Source organism: Amycolatopsis ultiminotia (assembly GCF_039536925.1).
GTDB classification, from domain to species: Bacteria; Actinomycetota; Actinomycetes; order Mycobacteriales; family Pseudonocardiaceae; genus Amycolatopsis; species Amycolatopsis ultiminotia.
Genome location: NZ_BAAAZN010000030.1, coordinates 20,182 through 39,522, shown reverse-complemented (window position 1 = coordinate 39,522; position 19,341 = coordinate 20,182). Strand labels below are relative to the sequence as shown.

Annotated in this window: 6 protein-coding genes and 2 pseudogenes; 2 read left to right on the top strand and 6 right to left on the bottom strand. The window is 72.0% G+C overall.

Going from position 1 to position 19,341, the window contains the following annotated elements; all coding sequences use genetic code 11:
- Positions 1–138: 138 nt before the first annotated feature.
- Positions 139–1,095, bottom strand: coding sequence for an amidohydrolase family protein (locus ABD793_RS40085; RefSeq protein WP_344868952.1), 957 nt, complete (start codon positions 1,093–1,095; stop codon positions 139–141).
- 34 nt (positions 1,096–1,129) lie between these two features.
- Between ABD793_RS40085 and ABD793_RS40080 the strand changes: the two genes are divergently transcribed.
- On the top strand, positions 1,130–1,543 hold the full coding sequence (locus ABD793_RS40080) for a MarR family winged helix-turn-helix transcriptional regulator (protein WP_344868889.1): 414 nt from the start codon (positions 1,130–1,132) through the stop codon (positions 1,541–1,543).
- A gap of 38 nt (positions 1,544–1,581) precedes the next feature.
- Here ABD793_RS40080 and ABD793_RS40075 read toward each other — a convergent pair whose 3' ends face one another.
- Positions 1,582–1,731, bottom strand: a complete 150-nt coding sequence (locus ABD793_RS40075) for a hypothetical protein (RefSeq protein WP_344868887.1) — start codon at positions 1,729–1,731, stop codon at positions 1,582–1,584.
- Between the two features lie 47 nt (positions 1,732–1,778).
- Between ABD793_RS40075 and ABD793_RS40070 the strand changes: the two genes are divergently transcribed.
- The gene (locus ABD793_RS40070; protein WP_344868886.1) at positions 1,779–2,726 is read left to right on the top strand and encodes a class I SAM-dependent methyltransferase; all 948 of its coding nucleotides are present in this window, start codon (positions 1,779–1,781) and stop codon (positions 2,724–2,726) included.
- Positions 2,727–2,876: 150 nt separating this feature from the next.
- Here the strand turns inward: ABD793_RS40070 and ABD793_RS42920 are convergent.
- The 4 genes and pseudogenes from ABD793_RS42920 to ABD793_RS40055 all read right to left on the bottom strand — a co-directional run.
- A pseudogene (locus tag ABD793_RS42920) lies at positions 2,877–6,059 on the bottom strand (SDR family NAD(P)-dependent oxidoreductase); the annotation flags it as partial.
- An 84-nt stretch (positions 6,060–6,143) separates the two neighbouring features.
- Positions 6,144–9,116, bottom strand: a pseudogene (locus ABD793_RS42915) (type I polyketide synthase); the annotation flags it as partial.
- Positions 9,117–9,125: 9 nt separating this feature from the next.
- Positions 9,126–18,149 (bottom strand): type I polyketide synthase, encoded by a 9,024-nt coding sequence (locus ABD793_RS40060; protein ID WP_425548848.1) that lies wholly within the window; start codon positions 18,147–18,149, stop codon positions 9,126–9,128.
- A gap of 95 nt (positions 18,150–18,244) precedes the next feature.
- A complete protein-coding gene (locus tag ABD793_RS40055; protein ID WP_344868883.1) occupies positions 18,245–19,327 on the bottom strand; it encodes an HAD-IIIC family phosphatase in 1,083 nt (360 codons plus the stop codon).
- Positions 19,328–19,341 lie beyond the last annotated feature (14 nt).

Here is a 19,341-nt window from a genome sequence, read left to right as displayed (position 1 = left end):
CTGCAACCGCCGTCGGCCTCTTCGCCGCCGCTGCGGTGGACTTCTCGGCAACGGACTCGGCGACGATCGCCCTGCCCAGTTCGCGGACGGCGGCCCTGGCGTCGCCGGACCGGCGACGAGGCTGATCGCCGAGGACGGTCAGCGGCGCGCGTCGGCCCGGGACGCTGCTGCGGGGAACAATGCGCGAAAGGCTGCTGCCAAGTCGGCGGGGCTCCGGCCGACCGCGGACAAGCTTGCCGCGAGGGCATCGGCGGACGCGTCGACGACGTCCAGCCCCGCCGGCGGGAAGTCCGTCCCGAAGAGCAGGTGGCCGGCCCCCGCGAGATCGAGCACCGGCGCCAGGACGGACCTGTCGCCCGCGATGGCGGTTTCGTAGTACAGCGAGGCCAGTTGCTCGCGCATCTGCTCGCGGGTGATCCCGTTCGGATTCGGGATCCAAGTCTTGCTCCCGAGCGCGAGGATGCGATGCACCAACCCGGGCAGGGCCCCGCCCGCGTGCGCGAGAATCACCTTGATCCGCGGGTAACGCAGGAACACGCCCGCATACATGGCGTCCACAGTGGTCCGTGCCGTGTCCACCGGGTACTCCAGCAGCGGACCCGGCCGGCCCAAGCCGCTCCGGTCGGACGCAATCGGTTCGACCGGGTGCACCAGCACCGCCGCTGCCCTGCGGTCGAGTTCGGCGAACACGGGATCGAAACGCGGGTCTCCGAGATAGCCGCCGCCGTAGTTGCTCAGCAGCACGAATCCATCCGCCCCGAGCTGGTCACCGGCGTAGCGCACCTCGTCGAGCGCGCGTTCGGGCGTGCCGAGCGGCACGGACGCGAGCATGCCGAACCGCGCCGGGTGCGTCTCGACGATGCGCGCGGCCCCTTCGTTGGACCTGCGCACCAGGTCCGCGTCCATCTCCAGCGGAAGGGAAAGCAGCTGCAGATCGATGCCCCGCTCGTCCATGACGTCGATCGCCACCTCCGGTGTCCACCCGCCTCCCGCACCGGGACGATCCGCGGCCAGCCGCTCCAGGCCGGCGTCCGCGGGCGGCGCGAAGTGCGCATGGACATCGAATCGAGGGAACACCCCGGCCTTTGTTAACATACGTATATTATTATCACCTGTTAACATCCTGCGCATGGGAGACGACGAAGCCCTCGATCTGCTGGACCTGCTCTACCGGCTGTCCCGGTTGGTGATCAGCGACGCGCGGCGCAGCACGGCCGACGCCGCCGGGCTGGAGATGCCCGAGTTCGTGCTGCTTCGCGCCATCGCCGCCGAAACCACCTCACCCGGCGACCTGGCCCGGGAACTCGACGTCCATCCGGCCGCGATCAGCCGCACCGTCACGCAACTGGTGAAGGCCGGGCTGCTCGAACGCCTCCCGTCCCCGGCCGATTCGCGACGCTTCGTCCTCGCCCTAACCGAACAAGGCCGCGCCACGACCGACGCAATCGCGGCGAAGGTCCGTCCTGCGTTGCGGGCACGTCTGGCCGCACTCACGCAGAACGAGCGAACCGAGCTGCGTTCCGCACTCCGCCGGCTCCTCTGAACCAGCGGGCGATGCAGAATCGACCGTGCGGACACCGGTTACGACAGTGGCGGTAGCCGAGAGGACGCAGGTGCGGCTTCGAACGCGTGGACCACCATTGCGGCGAAGTCCACCGCACGCAGGAACGCGGACTTGAACGCCGTGGCGAAGTCATGGTCGCGGGCTTGCGCGCGCAATCGGTCGGTCACCGCTCTCACCTCGGCCAGCCGGACGGGAGTGTTCGTTACAATTGCCGGTGGGACGAGCCGAGCCCCCGGAAGGGCAAGCGCAGAACATGACGTCGGACAGCCATGACGGGGATTCCTGGGATCTGGCCTCCAGGGTCGGTGCGACCGCGACGATGGCCGCGATGGCCAGGGCGATCGCCGGCCGCACGGACCATCCGCTCATCGCCGACCCGTTCGCCGAACCGCTCGTCGAGGCGGTCGGCATCGACCTCCTCACCCGGCTGGCGACCGGTGAGCTGCCGCCTGCCGACTTGGTCGAGCGCGCAGCAATCGACGGCGCGAAGGTGCGAACCAAGTTCTACGACGAGTTCTTCCTCGACGCGACGAACGCGGGCATCGGGCAGGTCGTGATCCTGGCGTCGGGACTGGATTCGCGCGCATACCGGCTGCACTGGCCGGCCGGTACTGTGGTGTACGAGGTCGACCAGCCGCCGGTCGTCGAATTCAAGACCCGCACACTGGCCGAGCTGGGTGCCGTGCCCACCGCAGAGCGGAAAACGGCCGCGGCCGATCTGCGCGACGATTGGCCCGCCGCACTGCGCGCCGCCGGATTCGATCCGGCCCTGCCGACCGCGTGGAGCGCCGAAGGCCTGTTGGGCTACCTCCCGCCCGAGGCCCAGGATCGCTTGCTGGACACCATTACCGACCTCAGCGTGCCGGGAAGCCGGGTAGCCACGGAAAGCAGGCCCAGTCCGCGACCGGGCGATGAAGACCGGACGAAAAAGGGCCTCAACCGCGTCTCCGAACGCTGGCGCACGCAGGGGTTCGAGTTCAACCACGCGAGCCAGCGGTATTTCGGTCCGCGCAACGAAGCAGCTCCCTATCTGGCGGCCCGCGGCTGGTCGCTGAACAAGACCACCGTCCGGGATCTGTTTGCCGCCAACAACCTTCCGCCGCTCGAAGACGACGACCTTGGCACGGGCGACGTGCGCTACCTCGACGGCACGAGACGGTGAGCCGGCGATCGACGCCGGCCCGCGGGCGGATCCCTTCCGCGAAAGGACCCGGCCGGCGTCCGCTGGTTTCGGTCAGCTGACCTTGTCCTGGTCCGGAGCGCCCGTCCGGAACCGGGCCATCGGCGGCCGCGAGGCCACCGTGCAGTCGGCTCAGATGCCCAGTTCGTCGTCGATCAGGTCGAACAGCTCGTCGTCGGTGGCGTCTTCGAGGGCGGCGTCGTCTTCGGGGGGTGCTGCGCGCAGGTCGTGCAGCAGGGTTTCCAGGCGGGACGACACTTTCGCCTTCTCCGCCGGATCGGTGAGCGCCGCGAGCAGCGGACCCAGGTCTTCGAGGGCGGCGGTGAGCGGGCCGGCTCCGGGGCCGCCGTCGAGTTCGGCCAGCAGGTGAGTGGCGAGGGCGGCCGGCGCCGGGTAGTCGAAGACGAGCGTCGGGGACAGCTGCAGGTCCGTGGCGGCGCTCAGCCGGTTGCGCAGCTCGACCGCGGTCAGTGAATCGAAGCCGAGATCGCGGAATGAGCGTTGCGCGCCGACCGCCGCGGGGCCGGCCAGCCCGAGCACCAGCGCCGCCTGCGTGCGCACGACCTGCAGCACGGCCTCGTGACGGTCGCCGGCGGCGAGGCCGGCCAAACGTGCGGTGAGGCCCGATGCGGCGGGCACCGCGACGGCGGCCGTGGTGCGGATGTGCTTGCGGTGCACCAAAGCCGACAACAGCGGCGGGGTCTCCGCACCGTCACGACCGGACACGTCGACGCGAGCGGGCACGAGCACCGGGTCGCCCGCGGCAACGGCGGCGTCGAGCAGCGCGAGGCCGTCGGAATCGCTCAGCGGATGCAGTCCGCGGCGGGCCAGGCGTTGCCAGTCGGCGTCGGTGAGCTTGCCCGCCATGCCGCTTTCGCTGCGCCACGGCCCCCAGGCCAGTGACGTCGCCGGCAGTCCGAGCCGGTGCCGGTGCGCGGCGAGGGCGTCCAGGAACGCATTGGCGGCGGCGTAGTTGCCCTGGCCGGGGGTTCCCCAGATGCCGGTGACCGAGGAGAACAGCACGAACGCGTCCAGGTCGTGGTGCCGGGTCAGTTCGTGCAATACGAGCGCGCCACCGGCCTTGGGCCGCATCACCGAGTCGACGCGGGCCGGGGTCAGCGCGCCGACCAGCGCGTCATCGAGCACGCCGGCCGCGTGCACCACGACCTTGAGCGGGGTCGTGTCGGGAATGGTGCCGAGCAGGGCTGCCATGCCCCCGCGATCGGCGGCATCGCACGCGACCACCCGCACCTGCGCACCCAGGGCGGCGAGCGCAGCCACGGTGCCGGGCATGCCCTCGGCCGCCATGCCACGGCGCGATGCGAGCACGACGTGCCGCGCGCGCCGAGCCGAGACGACGTGTTTCGCCACCAGCCGGCCGAGTGCGCCCGAAGCACCGGTGACCAGCACCGTTCCCTGCGGATCGGCGGGCGCGGGGAAGGTCAGCACGACCTTGCCGACGTTGCGGCCCTGGCTGAGGTACCGGAACGCCTCCGCGGCCTGCCGCACGTCCCAGCAGGTCACCGGCAGCGGGCGCAGTACCCCGTCGGCGAGCAGCGGCGCCAGTGCGGCGAGCACCGGCCCCATCGTGCCCACGCCCTCGGACAACAGGTCGAACGCCTCGTAGCGCACGTCGTGGTCGCGCCGCACCTCGGCCGGATCGCGCGGATCGGTCTTGCCCATCTCCACGAACCGGCCGCCCGGCGCCATCAACCGCAGCGAAGCGTCGATGAACTCGCCGGTGAGGGCGTTGAGAACCACGTCGATCCCGCCGGTGAACTCAGCCTCGAAGTCGAGCGTGCGCGAGGATGCGAGACGGTCGCAGCCGAGCGCGCGCACCACGGGCCACTTCGCGGGGCTCGCCGTGCCGAAGACCTCGGCGCCACGGTGGTGCGCGATCTGCACAGCCGCCTGCCCCACGCCGCCGGCCGCGGCGTGGACGAGTACCGACTCCCCCGCGCCGAGTCCGGCCAGACCGACGAGCGCGTGCTGCGCGGTCGCGTACGCCACCGGCGCGGCCGCGGCCTCGGCCCACGACCAGTCCGCAGGTACCGGTAGCAGCAGCCGGGCGTCGGTGATCGCAACCGGGGAAAAGGCGCTGGTGAAGATGCCCATCACCGGGTCACCGACCTGGAAACGGTCGACGTCCTCGGCCACCTCCAGCACCACGCCCGCCGCTTCGAGCCCGAGTGGCCCCGCCGGTCCCGGGTACACGCCGAGGACCGTGAGCACGTCGCGGAAGTTCACGCCGGCCGCGCGCACGCCGACGCGCACTTCACCCGGACCGAGCGGACGCGTGTTGTCCACCTTGCCGAGCGTCAGGTTCTCCAGCGTGCCCTGGCCCGCGTACCCGAGACTCCAGTCTCCACGGTCCGCTGCACCGGATGGAATGGTCAGCTCCGCGGCAGCGCGCACCAGACGTGGCACGCGTAGTTCTCCGTTGCGCACGGCGAATTCCGGTTCCCCGAGTGCCACTCCGGCAGCGAGCAGCGGTCCGGGTATCGAGTCGTCCACATCGGACAGCAGGAGCCGTCCGGGATGTTCGGCCGCGGCCACGCGCAGCAGCCCCCACGCGGGCGCGGCCTCGGGGCGGACCGGTGCGCCGGGACCGGCGTCGACCGCGCGTTCGGTGATCACCAACAGCTGTGCCGAAGCCAGATCCTCGGCGGCGACCCACCGCTGCACGAGGTCGAGTGCTCCCGACGCGCCGTCGGCCGGACAGCGCACCGCGACGATCGGCGGCAGGTCTGCGCCGGAGCGCACGGCGTCGATCAGGTCGGCGAGTTCGGCAAACCGCTTCGTACCAGGCAGATCCAGGTCGCCGAGGACTGCCCACCCGGCCGTGTCGCCGGAGGCGCCGGCGGGGTGCCAGTCCACACGGAACAACGCCTCACGGGCGACCGCAGACGCGCCCGGGGTGAACGTGCGCAGGCTCAGCGAACCGACCGTGGCCAGCGGCGCACCGGTGGCGTCGGCGAGCGTCACGCGTACGCCTTCGCCGACCGGGCTCAGCTGGACCCGGGCCGCCGTGGCGCCTTCCGCGTGCACGACGACGTCCGACCACGCGAAGGGCACTCTCGTACCACCGCTCAGGCCGAGGATGTGCAGGGACGCGTCGAACAACGCCGGGTGTACGCCGAAACCGTGCGCGGTGAGACCGTCCGGCAGGCTGACCTCGGCGTACAGGTCGTCACCCTCTCGCCATGCCGCCTGTACACCCTGGAACGCCGGGCCGTAGGTGAGGCCGTTGCCCGCGAGGGTCGGGTAGAAGTCTTCGAGGTCGACCGGAATCGAGCCGGTGGGTGGCCACGTGCTGAGGTCGGCCGGCTCGCCGGCCTTCAGCGGGGCGAGGGTGCCGGTCGCGTGCCGGGTCCACTCGCCCGTGGCGCGCGAGTGGATTTCGATTGCGCGGCCGCCGTTTCCGTCGGGAGCGGCGACGGTGACCTGGAGGCGGACGGCGTCCCGTTCGGGCAGTACCAGCGGCTGTTCGATCAGCAGCTCCGCGACGCGCGGGCAACCGGTCTCGTCCCCGGCGCGCACCGCCAGCTCGACCAGCGCGGTGCCCGGCACCAGGGTGTTCCCGGCGACGACGTGCTCGGCCAGCCACGGGTGGGACCGGCGCGACACGCGTCCGGTGAGCACCACCCCGTCGTCACCGGCCACGTCGAGCGCGGCACCGAGCAACGGGTGCTCCACTGTGGACAGGCCGAGACCGCCCGCGTCGGTGACCGCGCCGTCGAGCCACAACCGGGTGCGCCGGAACGGGTAGGAGGGGAGATCAACCAGGTTCGCGCCGGTACCGGAGAAGAACGCAGGCCAGTCGACGTGACCGCCGCGCACGTGCAGGCCCGCGACCGCGGTGACCAGCGTGGTGGGTTCATGGCGCTCCCTGCGCAGCACCGGCAGCCACGCCTCGCCTGCCGCCGGATCGGCCATCGGCGTGAGCGCGGCGTCCGGGCCGATCTCGACGAACGTGCGCACGCCCGCCTCGCGCAGCGACGCCAGGGTGTCCGCGAACCGGACCGGTTCCCGCACATGCCGGACCCAATACTCCGGATCGCACACCTGGTCGGTCACCGGCTCACCGGTCACCCCGGATACCAGCGCCGCGGTGGGCCGGTGGTAGGTCAGTGCTTCCGCCACCTCGCGGAACTCGGCCAGCATCGGCTCCATCAACGGTGAGTGGAACGCATGCGACACCGTCAGCCGCCTCGACCGCACCTCACCCAACGCCTCCACAGTCGCCAACACCGCAGCTTCCACACCAGACACCACCACAGAACGCGGACCATTCACCGAAGCAATCCCCGCACCCTCCACCAACGCCGCCACAACATCGTCCTCAGCCGCCGTCACCGCCACCATCGCACCACCACCCGGCAACGCCTGCATCAACCGACCACGCGCAGTAACCAGCTTGCACGCATCCGGCAACGACCACACCCCGGCCACATACGCCGCAGCCAGCTCACCGATCGAATGCCCCGCGACGAACTCCGGTGCGACTCCCCAGCGTTTCAGCAAAGCCACCAGGGAAACCTCGACCGCGAACAGCCCGGCTTGCGCCCATTCGGTTTCGTGGATGCGCTCGGATTCCAGCGCCGCGCCCAACTGGTCGTCCAGCTCCGCGCAGACGGCCTTGAAGGTCTCCGCGAACACCGGGTACGCCTCGCACAGCTCGTGGCCCATCCGCAGCCGCTGCGCGCCCTGGCCGCTGAACACGAACGCCGTCTTGCCGACCGAACCGGACTCGCCGACGAGGTGGTCCGCCGACGACCGCAGCTCGGCACGCGAGTGCCCCACCACCGCGGCGCGGTGCGGCAGCGATGCCCGGCTCGAGGCCAGCGACCACGCCGCGTCCACCGGGTCCACTTCGGACAGCAGCGCACGGTTCTGCTCGATCCGCGCGGGCAGTACTTCGGGGGTGCGCGCGGAGAACAGCCACGGGATCACCGGCAGCTCGCGGCCCGGCTGCTCACCGAGCGGTTCGGGCGCCTGTTCCAGGATGAGGTGCGCGTTGGTCCCGCTGATCCCGAACGACGACACCCCGCCACGGCGCGGGCGCCCGCATTCGGGCCACGGCGTGGGTTCGGTGACCAGCGCGACGGTGCCCGCCGACCAGTCCACCCTCGACGACGGTTCGGTGGCGTGCAGGGTCGGCGGTACCACCCCGGCGCGCAACGCGGAGACCATCTTGAGGATGCCGGCCACCCCGGCGGCGGCTTGGGTGTGCCCGATGTTGGACTTCACGGTGCCGAGCAGCAACGGCCGTCCGGCGTCGTGCCCGGCGCCGTAGGTCTGCACCAGCGCCTGTGCCTCGATCGGATCGCCGAGGCGGGTGCCGGTGCCGTGCCCCTCCACGACGTCGACCTCACCGGGGCCGAGCCCGGCGTCGACCAGCGCGGCGCGGATGACCCGTTGCTGCGCCGGGCCGTTGGGGGCGGTCAGCCCGTTGGACGCGCCGTCGGAGTTGACCGCGCTGCCGCGGAGTACGGCGAGTACCCGGTGCCGGTTGCGTTGCGCGTCGGACAGCTTCTCCAGCACGAGCATGCCGGCGCCCTCGGCCATCCCCATGCCGTCGGCGGACTCGCCGTAGGCCTTGCAGCGGCCGTCGGAGGCGAGCCCGCCCTGGCGCGTGAACCAGACCAGCCACTCCGGCGTCGCGTGCACGGTGACGCCGCCCGCCAGCGCGAGTGCGCACTCCCCCGACCGCAGCGACTGCATGGCCAGGTGCACCGCGACCAGGGAGGAGGAGCAGGCCGTGTCGACGGTGACCGCGGGACCTTCCAGTCCGAGGGTGTAGGCGATCCGTCCGGAAAGGACACTCGTGGTGAGCCCGGTGAGCAGGTGGCCGCTGCGGATTTCGTCCTGCAGGGAACCGGCCGGACCGCCCGCGTACCCGGAGGCGAACGCCCCGGCGAACACTCCCGCTGCGGTGCCGCGCACCGCCGCCGGGTCGATGCCCGCGTGCTCCAGCGCCTCCCAGGACACCTCCAGGGCGAGCCGCTGCTGCGGGTCCATCGCCAGGGCTTCACGCGGGCTGATGCCGAAGAACTCCGGGTCGAATCCCGTGGCGTCGGCGAGGAATCCGCCGGCTCCACTGTCCGGTCCGAACAGTCCGTCGATATCCCAACCGCGGTTGAGCGGGTACGGCCCGACTGCGTCGGTGCCGGCGCAGACGAGTTCCCACAGTCCCTCCGCGCTGTCGGCGCCGCCGGGTAGCCGGCACGCGGTGCCCACGACGGCGATCGGCTCGCGCGAGCGGTCCTCGGCGGCGCGCAGCCGCTCACGCGTCGTCGCCAGTTCGGCGCTGACCCGTTTGAGGTAGTCGCGGAGCTTCTCTTCGTTGGACATCGGGTACCTTCCCGGGATTCGGACTCGTCAGCTCCCCAGCTGGCTGTCGATGAAGGCGAACATGTCGTCGTCGCTGCCGGTGTCGAGCTGTTCGGCGGCCACGGCGGTGGCCGGGGCGATCCGGGCCAGCAGCTCGCGCAGGCGACCGGCGAGCCGGTCACGCGCGACGTCGTCGAGCGCGTCCGCGCCGCTCTCGACGCGCTCCAGATCGGTGAACGCGACGAGCATCGGATCCGGCGCGGCGCCGGCCAGCTCGCGGTCGAGGTGCCGCGCGAGCGCCTCGGGCGCGGGATGGTCGAACACGACGGTCGGCGACAGCGTGACCGCGGTCGCAGCGTGCAGGCGGTTGCGCAACTCGACCGCGGTGAGTGAGTCGAAACCCTGCTCCCGGAACGGTTTCGCCGCGTCGACGCGGTCTGCGTCGGCCAGGCCGAGCACCAGCGCGGCCTGCGCGCGCACGATCTTCAGCACCGCGTCGTGACGTTCCTCGGGCGACAGCGCGGCGAGCCGATCGGCAAGACCGGCTTCCGCCGGTGCCGCCGCCACGGTCTTGCGTGCTTTCCGGCGGACCAAAGTGGACAGTAGCGGTCGCGGATCGTCCTGATCGGCGACCTCGACCCGTGCGGGCACCAGCACCGGCTCACCACCGGCCAGTGCGGCGTCGAGCAGCGCCAGACCGTCGGCGTCGCTGAGCGGGCGGAGTCCTTGGCGCGCCATACGTTGCCAGTCGGTCTCGGTGAGCCCGCCGGCCATGCCGTTGGCGCTGCGCCACGGCCCCCACGCCAGCGCCGTTGCCGGCAGCCCGCGGCCACGGCGGTGCGCGGCGAGGGCGTCGAGGTAGGTGTTGGCAGCGGCGTAGTTGGCCTGGCCCGGATTGCCCCAGATCCCGGCGACGCTGGAGAACAGCACGAACGCGTCGAGGTCTGCCTGCTCGGTCAGCTCGTGGAGCACCCGTGCGCCGTCGGCCTTGGGCCGAAGCACGCCGGCAATCCGCTCCGGGGTCAGCGCACCCACTGCGGCATCGTCGAGCACGCCCGCGGCGTGGACAACCGCCTTGAGCGGCGCCGTCTCGGGGATCGCGGCGAGCACCGCACGGAGGGCAGCATCATCGGCGACGTCGCAAGCCGCGACCCGCACGCCCGCACCCGAACCGGCCAGCTGCGCGACGGTCGTGGCCAAGTCCGGCGAACCGGCTCCGCGGCGGGAAGTGAGCACGAAGTCGTGGTCCGGTCCGGCGAGGTGCCCGGCGACGAGCCGGCCCAACGCGCCGGACGCGCCGGTGACCAGCACCGTGCTCCTCGGCCGTTTCGGTGCGGGCACGGTGAGCACCACTTTGCCGACGTTGCGGCCCTGGCTCAGATGCCGGAACGCCTCCGCCGCCTGCCGCACGTCCCAGCAGGTCACCGGCAGCGGCGTCAGAGTGCCGTCGGCGAACAGCGGGCTCAGCTCGGCCAGGATCGGCCCCATCCCCGCAACGCCGGTCTCCAGCAGGTCGAACGCGTGGTAGGCGATGCCGGGCAGGTCGCGGACGTCGGTTTTGCCCATCTCCACGAACCGGCCGCCCGGCGCGAGCAGCCGCAGCGACGCGTCGACGAACTCCCCGGCGAGTGCGTTGAGGACCACGTCCACGCCGCGGCCGTCGGTCGCCGTGCGGAACCGGTCCTCGAAGTCGAGTGTGCGAGACGACGCGACGCCGGCGAGTCCGGTGAGGACAGACCACTTGCCGGGACTGGCGGTGCCGTAGACGTGCGCACCACGGTGGCGCGCGAGCTGGATCGCCGCCTGACCGACCCCGCCCGCGGCGGCGTGGACCAGCACCGATTCCCCTTCCGAAAGGCCGGCGAGGCCGAACAGGCCGTGGTGTGCAGTGGCGAAGGCGATGGGTGCGGACGCCGCCTCGGCCCACGACCAGCCGTCCGGCACGGGCATCAGGAGCCGGGCGTCGGTGACCGCGGCCGGGGAGTACGCGCCGGAGAAGATGCCCATCACGGCATCGCCCGGCCGGAAGCGGTCGTCCGCCGTCTCCAGCACGATCCCGGCTGCTTCGAGGCCGAGCGGACCGGCCGGGCCCGGGTACATGCCGAGGACCGTGAGCACGTCGCGGAAGTTCACGCCCGCGGCCCGCACGCCGACCCGGACTTCACCGGGCGCGAGGGGACGCGTGGCTCGCTCGGACGGGGTGAGCGCGAGGGAGTCGAGGGTGCCGATCCGTTCGGCGGTCAGCTCCCAATGTCCGTCCGGAGTGGACAGACCGGGGTTCGCCCGCACCAGCCGCGGCACGCGCAGTTCCCCGTTGCGGACGGCGAACTCGGGTTCGGCCGACGCCGCTCCGGCGACCAGCAGGCCACCCTGGTCGAGGTTGTCCACATCGGACAGCAGGAACCGGCCGGGGTTTTCCGCGGCCGCCACACGCAGCAGCCCCCAGGCAGGTGCCGCGTCGGGACGCACCGGAGCGCCCGGCCCGGCGTCCACCGCACGTTCGGTCACCACCAGCAGCCGGGCCGGGGCCAAGATCTCCTCGGCGAGCCAGGACTGCACGAGCGCGAGCACGTCGACCGCACCCGCCACCGGGGTTTCCGGCGCCGGGCAGCGCACCACCGCCACCGGCGGCACCGGCGTGCCCGTACGCACGGCTTCGGCGAGTGCGGTGACGTCGGCGTATCGCGTGACTTCGCCGGGCAGCGCCAGCTCGGGGCCGAGTACCGCCCAGCCGTCCGCAGCCGCGATCTCCTGCCCGGCAGGCACCCAGTCGAGCCGGAACAGCGCTTCCCGCACCACGGCGTTCTCCGCGGCTTCGAACGGGCGCAGCACCAGGGAACCGGCGGTGATGATCGGTGCGCCGGTTTCGTCGGCCAGCGTCACCGAGACCGCGTCGCCATCGGCGGGTGCGATGCGGACGCGGGCGACTGAGGCGCCCTCGGCGTGCACGGTGACGTCCGACCACGCGAACGGCACCCGGGTGCCGCCCTGCGGCTCGAGCGCGACAAGGGTGTGCAGAGCCGCGTCGAACAGCGCCGGGTGCACCGAGAAATCGCCGGATGCACCAGGTGGCAGGGCGACTTCGGCGAAGATCTCTGCCCCCCGCTGCCACGCGGCGCGGACGCACTGGAACGCCGGGCCGTATTCGAGACCGTTCGCGGCGAGCGCGGGGTAGAAGCCGTCGAGGTCGACCGGGGTCGCGTCGCGCGGAGGCCAGGCGGGCAGGTCCGGTCCGGCGGGGCCCTCGGCCGGGGTCAGTTCGCCGGTGGCGTGCCGGATCCACTCGCCTGCCCCGCGGGAGTGCAGGGCCAGCGTGCGGCGGCCGTCGCCGGGAGCGCTGAGGGTGAGCTGGACCTGCACCGATCCGTGGTCCGGCACGACCAGCGGCTGCTCCACCAGCAGCTCGGCCAGGTGCGCGCAGCCGGCCTCGGCGCCGGCGTGCAGGGCCATCTCGACCAGCGCGGTGCCGGGAACGATGGGTGTACCGGCCACGACGTGGTCGGCCAGCCATGGGTGGGACTGCAGGGAAAGGTGGCCGGTGAAGACCAGTTCGCCGCTGCCGGCGACGTCCAGTGCTTCGCCGAGGAGCGGGCCGGTCGCGTCGGCGAGCCAGTAGCGCGTGCGTTGGAACGCCGTGGTCGGCAGGTCCACGCGACGGCCACCGGGGTGCACGGCCTGCCAGTCGACGTGTCCGCCACGCACGTGGAGTCCGGCGAGCGCAGTGACGATCGTGACCGGCTCCTCGCGGTCGCGACGCAGGAGTGGCAGCCATGCTTCGCCGTCGCGCTGGTCGGCCATCGGGGTCAGCGCGGCGTCGGGACCGACCTCGACGAACGTTCGCACGCCGTGCTCGCGCAACGTGTCGACGGTGTCGGCGAACCGCACGGTCTCGCGGACGTGCTGCACCCAATAGCCCGGATCACGGGGGTCTCCGGGACGTCCGGAGCTGAGCGGCAGCCTGGGTTCGTGGTAGGTCAACGACGCCGCGATCTCGCCGAACTCGGCCAGCATCGGCTCCATCAACGGTGAGTGGAACGCATGCGACACCGTCAGCCGCTTCGACCGCACCTCACCCAACGCCTCCACAGTCGCCAACACCGCAGCTTCCACACCAGACACCACCACAGAACGCGGACCATTCACCGAAGCAATCCCCGCACCCTCCACCAACGCCGCCACAACATCGTCCTCAGCCGCCGTCACCGCCACCATCGCACCACCACCCGGCAACGCCTGCATCAACCGACCACGCGCCTCGACGAGACGGCACGCGTCGGACAGCGACCACACCCCGGCCACATACGCCGCAGCCAGCTCACCGATCGAATGCCCGCCGACGTAGTCCGGCTCGACGCCCCACGACTTCAGCAGTGCCACCAGGGCAACCTCGACCGCGAACAGCCCGGGTTGCGTCCAGCGAGTCTCGTGGACTGCGTCGGTTTCCAGCGCTTCGGCGAGGCCGTCGAACTCGGCAACCACTGCGTTGAAGCTTTCCGCGAATACCGGATACGCCTCGCACAGTTCGAAGCCCATCCGGATCCGCTGTGCGCCCTGGCCGCTGAACAGGAATGCGGTCTTCCCTGCCGTCCCGGCCACGCCGTCGATCCGCGACGAACCGACGAGTACCGCACGGTAGTCCAAAGTGGATCTCGTGGTGGCCAGGGACCAGCCGACGTCAACCGGGTCCAGCGCGAGGTCGTCGAGGAGTGCGACCTGGGCGTCGAGTGCGGCGGGGCGGTGCGCGGACACCGGCCAGGCCGGGATGGGAACCGGTTGCGGCACCGGGAGTTCCTCGGTGACCGGCGCTTGTTCCAGGATGACGTGGGCGTTGGTGCCGCTGATCCCGAACGACGAGACTCCCGCCCGGCGCGGGCGGCCGTGGTCCGGCCACGGGGTCGGTTCGGTGACCAGGCGGACGGCGTCGGTCCAGTCGACGTGCGTCGTGGGGGTCCCGGCGTGCAGGGTCGGAGGCACCACACCGTGCCGTAGCGCCGCGATCACCTTGAGCACGCCGGTCACCCCGGCGGCGGCCTGGGTGTGGCCGAGGTTCGACTTCACCGTGCCGAGCAGGACGGGGTCCGTGCGGCCGGGACCGTAGGCGGCGATCAGCGCCTCGGCCTCGATCGGGTCGCCCAGCCGGGTGCCCGTGCCGTGCGCCTCGACGACGTCCACATCGGACGGACCGAGACCGGCGCTCGACAGCGCGGCGCGGATCACGCGCTGCTGGGCCAGGCCGTTGGGCGCGGTCAGGCCGTTGGACGCGCCGTCGGAGTTGGTGGCGGTGCCGCGGACGACGGCGAGGACCTGGTGCCCGTGGCGATCTGCGTCGGACAGTCGTTCCAGCGCGAGCATCCCGGCGCCTTCGGCCATACCCATGCCGTCGGCGGTGTCGGAGAATGCCTTGCAGCGGCCGTCGGACGCGAGGCCGCCCTGTTCGGTGAACCAGCTCAGCCACTCCGGGGTCGCGTGCAGCGTCACCCCGCCCGCGAGCGCCAGTTCGCATTCCCCCGCACGCAGCGCCTGCACCGCGAGGTGGAGCGCGACCAGCGACGACGAGCACGCGGTGTCGACCGTGATCGCGGGCCCGGCAAGGCCGAGGGTGTACGCGATCCGTCCGGAAAGGACGCTCGACGAAAGGCCGGTCATCAGGTGGCCGCTGCGGTCGGACCCGGCGTAGCCGGAGGTGAACGCGCCGGCGAACACGCCGATCTCCGCACCCCGCACGGAGTCCGGTGCGATCCCGGCGCGCTCCAGCGCTTCCCAGGAGACTTCCAGCAGCACGCGTTGCTGCGGGTCCATCGCCAGCGCCTCGCGCGGCGAGATGCCGAAGAGGCCGGCGTCGAAGTCGGCGACGCCGGAAACGAAGCCACCGCCGCCGCGGGGGTCGAGGGCGCTTAGGTCCCAGCCACGGTCGGCCGGGTAGCCGCCGACCACGTCCCGGCCGGTCTCGACCACGTCCCACAGGTCGTCGAGGCTGGTGACATCGCCGGGCAGCCGGCACGCCGCGGCGACGATGGCGATCGGCTCGCCGGAAGCTGCCCGCACCTGCGTGCGGACTTCCCCGGCGCCGCCGAGGTAACCGGCCAGCTCGGCCGGGGTGGGGCGGTCGAAGACGACACCCGCGGGCAGCCTGCGCCCGGTCGCCGCGGCCAGCCGGGTCCGCAACTCGACGGCGGTGACCGAGTCGATGCCCAGCTGCTTGAACGTGCGCCCCTCCGGCACCGCGGCCGGATCGGCATACCCGAGCACAGCCGCAGTGTGCGCGCGCACGAGAGCCAGCAGATCCGTGCCGGCGACCGGTGCCGTGGTCCCGGTGGTCCCGGCGGCTGCGCCGATCCCAGTGGTCCCGGTGGTCTCGGTGGTCCCGGTGGTCGAGGGGGTCCCGGTGGTCGAGGGGGTCCCGGCGGCTGCGCCGATCCCAGTGGTCCCGGCCGTCGCGGTGGTCCCAGTGGTCCCGGCCGTCGCGGCGGTCCCGGTGGTGCCAGTGGTCGAGGTGGTCCCAGTGGTCGCGACGGTCCCGGGGTGGCCGGGCTCGTCGAGCCAGTAGCGCTGCCGTTGGAACGGGTAGGTCGGGAGGTGCACCTGCTCGGCCGCCGGGAACACGGCGCGCCAGTCGACGGTGGCGCCGCCGACGTGGGCGGTGGCCAGGGACAGCAGCAGCCGCTCGGCGCCGCCGTCGTCGCGGCGGAGGGTTCCGGTGACCACGCCGTCGCCGACGGTCGCGGTGATCGCCGCAGTGAGCACCGGGTGCGGGGAGGTCTCGATGAACGTGCGGTGGCCTTCGCCGGCGAGCACGCGGACCGCACGCTCGAACTCGACCGGTTCGCGCAGTGCGGTGTACCAGTAGTCCGCACCGGCTTCCGGACCGGCGAGCCGTTGCCCGGTCAGGGACGAGATCATCGGGATCCGTGCCACACGAGGAGTGATTCCCGCGAGCGCAGCCAGGATCTCCTCGCGCAGCCGGCCCACCTGCGGACTGTGTGACGCGTAGTCAACGGGAATCATCCGGGTGCGCACCTCGGGGTGCGCGTCGGCCAGCTGCTGCAGGGCGTCCGGCGCACCGGAGACCACTGTGGACAATGGACCGTTCACCGCGGCAACCGAAACCTCCGGCGGCAGCCAGCTACGGACGACGTCGGCGTCCGCTTCGATGGCCAGCATCCCACCGCGTCCGGCCAGCGCGGTCAATGCACGACTCCGCAACGCCACGACACGTGCGGCGTCGTCCAACGACAGCACACCCGCGACCACAGCGGCAGCGATTTCGCCTTGGGAGTGCCCGACCACGGCGTCCGGCTGCACCCCGGCGGCTTCCCACACCGCGGCGAGCGCGACCATCACCGCCCACAGCGCGGGCTGCACGACGTCGGCCGCCGCGGAACCCGGCACACCGTCGAGCGCCGCGCGCAGATCAAGGTAGGGCGCCAGCGCCGTCGCGCACTCGTCCAGCCGGGCGGCGAACACCGGAGACACCCGTGCCAGCTCACGGCCCATGCCGAGCCACTGACTCCCCTGGCCCGGGAACACGAACGCCACCGGACCGGCTGTCGCGGTGCCCGTGATCAACGACGCGGCAGGCAGCCCCGCGGCCGCGGCGGACAGCCCGCTCTCGAGCGCACCCACAACCACCGCGCGGTCCTCGAACACCGACCTCGTCGTGGCCAGCGACCAGGCGACGTCCCGTGGGTCCGCCGCCACCGCACGCAACCGGGCCGCCTGAGCCGCGAGTGCGGCGGTGCCACGTCCGGAGAACGGCCACGCGACCGGTCCGTCGACCAGCACCGGTTCGTGCAGCGCCGGACCACGCTCCACCGCGGGAGCCTCTTCGACCACGACGTGCACGTTGGTGCCACCGATGCCAAAACCCGACACCCCGGCACGGCGCGGCTCGGGACCGGCGGGCCAGCCGACCGGTTCCGTGGCCAGCCGGACCGCGCCGGACACGATGGGGTCGGCGGCGTGCAGCGTCCGTGGCACCGTCTCGTGCCGCAGGGCCAGCACCACCTTCAGCACTGCGGCCACACCGGCAGCAGCGAGCGTGTGCCCAAGGTTCGACTTCACCGAGCCGAGCCATACCGGACGGTCCCGGTCCGCGCCGTAGGTCGCCAGTAGCGAACCCGCCTCGGTCCGGTCACCGAGCGGGGTGCCGGTGCCGTGCGCCTCGACCACATCGATGTCCGAGGCAGACAGACCGGCGTCCCGCAGCGCGGCACGGATCACCGCCTGCTGCGCTTCGCCGTCCGGTGCGGTCAGCCCGCTGCTGGCGCCGTCGGAGTTCATCGCCGAACCCCGCAGCACAGCCAAAACCGGATGCCCCAGCTCGCGGGCACGCGAAAGGGTTTCCACCGCCAGCATCCCGGCACCCTCGGCCCACGCCGTGCCGTCGGCGTCGGCGGAGAACGGCTTGCACCGGCCGTCCGCAGCCAGCCCGCGCAGGCTGGTGAACGCGGCGAAGTTCCCCGGCAACGCCAGCACCGACACCCCACCGGCGATCGCCAGCTCGCACTCACCGCGCTGCAGCGACGCCATGGCCAGATGCAACGCGACCAGCGAGCTCGACGCCGACGTGTCGACGGTCAGCGCCGGACCGCGAAGACCGAGCGTATACGCGATCCGTCCGGAAAGGACACTCCCGGCGGTGCCGGTGAACAGGTGCCCTGCCACGTTCTCCGGTGCCTCGTGCAGCCGTGGTCCGTAATCCCGCGACTCGGCACCGACGAACACGCCGGTGGCCGAGCCACGCACCGCGGCCGCGTCGATTCCCGCGTGTTCCAGCACTTCCCACGCGGTCTCCAGGGCGATCCGCTGCTGCGGGTTCATCGCCAGGGCTTCACGCGGGGAGATGCCGAAGAACGCGGCGTCGAACTCCGTCGCGTGGTCGAGGAAACCCCCGCGGTCCACAGTGGAATTCAGCGTGGTGCTGTCCCAGCCACGGTCAGCCGGGAAGGGACCGCCGACGTGCCGGCCCTCGGCGAGCACGCGCCACAGGTCCTCCGGGGCGGCGATGCCACCGGGGTAGCGGCAGCTCATCCCGACGATCGCCAGTGGTTGCGTGCTGCCCATCTCGCTCACCTTCGTCTGCGCACCGGGAACGGAGTTTCCCAGTGCCCGCCGGCACCGTAAAGCCGCCTGTTCAGCTGCCGGAAGTCCGCAGCTGAACAGGCTTTTCACCCGCGGACGCGGCCCAGTTCCGGCGCGGCCAGCGTCATCGTCGACGGGGCCGGGCGCCGGTCGGCCACGAGGTGCCGGAACTGGATCTCCCCGCGATCGGATCCCCCCGGCCCGGCAAGGCATGCGCAGTCGTCGTCGGTGAACCCGGCGAAGCGGTAGGCGATGTCCATCATCCGGTTTCGGTCCGTACGGCGGAAATCCGCGGCCAAGTGCACGCCCGCGCGCGCAGCGGAGTCGACCAGCCAGTTGAGCAGTGCGGCGCCCGCGCCGAACGACACCACGCGGCACGATGTCGCGAGCAGCTTCAGATGCCACACCTGCTCGTGGTAGCCGAGCAGCAGCACGCCGACCGCGCCGTGCGTGCCGAACTTGTCCGCCAGCGTCACGGTCAGCACGTCGTGGTCCGGATCAGCCAGCAGCGCACGGAGGTCGGCGTCCGAGTAGTGCACGCCGGTCGCGTTCATCTGGCTGGTCCGCAGTGTCAGCTCCTCGACGCGCGAGAGGTCGATCTCGTCCGCGCGCTTGATTTCCATGACCAGCTCGAGCGAGCGCAGGAAGTCCTCGTCCGGTCCGCCGAACGACTCGCGTGCGGCGTCGCGCCGGAACCCCGCCTGGTACATCGAACGGCGCCGCTTCGCGTCCACGGTCACGGTTTCCGGGCTGAACTCCGGGCGACGGGTCAGTTCCGGCACCTCGGAGGCGTCGTAACAGCGGACCTCGGGCAGATGGTAGGTGACCTCGGCGCGTTCCGCGGGCTGGTCGTCGACGAACGCGATCGTCTTGGCCGCGAAATTCAGCTCGTCGGCGATCGCCCGCACCGATTCCGACTTCGGCCCCCAGCCGATGCGCGGCAGCACGAAATACTCCGCGACGCCGAGCTCGGTCAGCCGCGCCCAGGCGTGATCGTGGTCGTTCTTGCTCGCCACCGACTGCAGGATGCCGCGCGAGTCGAGTTCGACGATCACCGCGCGGATCTCCTCGGGCAGCGCGACCTCGCCGTCCTCCAGCAGGGTGCCGCGCCACAGTGTGTTGTCCAGGTCCCAGACCAGGCATTTGACCAGGATCGGCTCGTCGGCCACGGGATTCTCCTCCG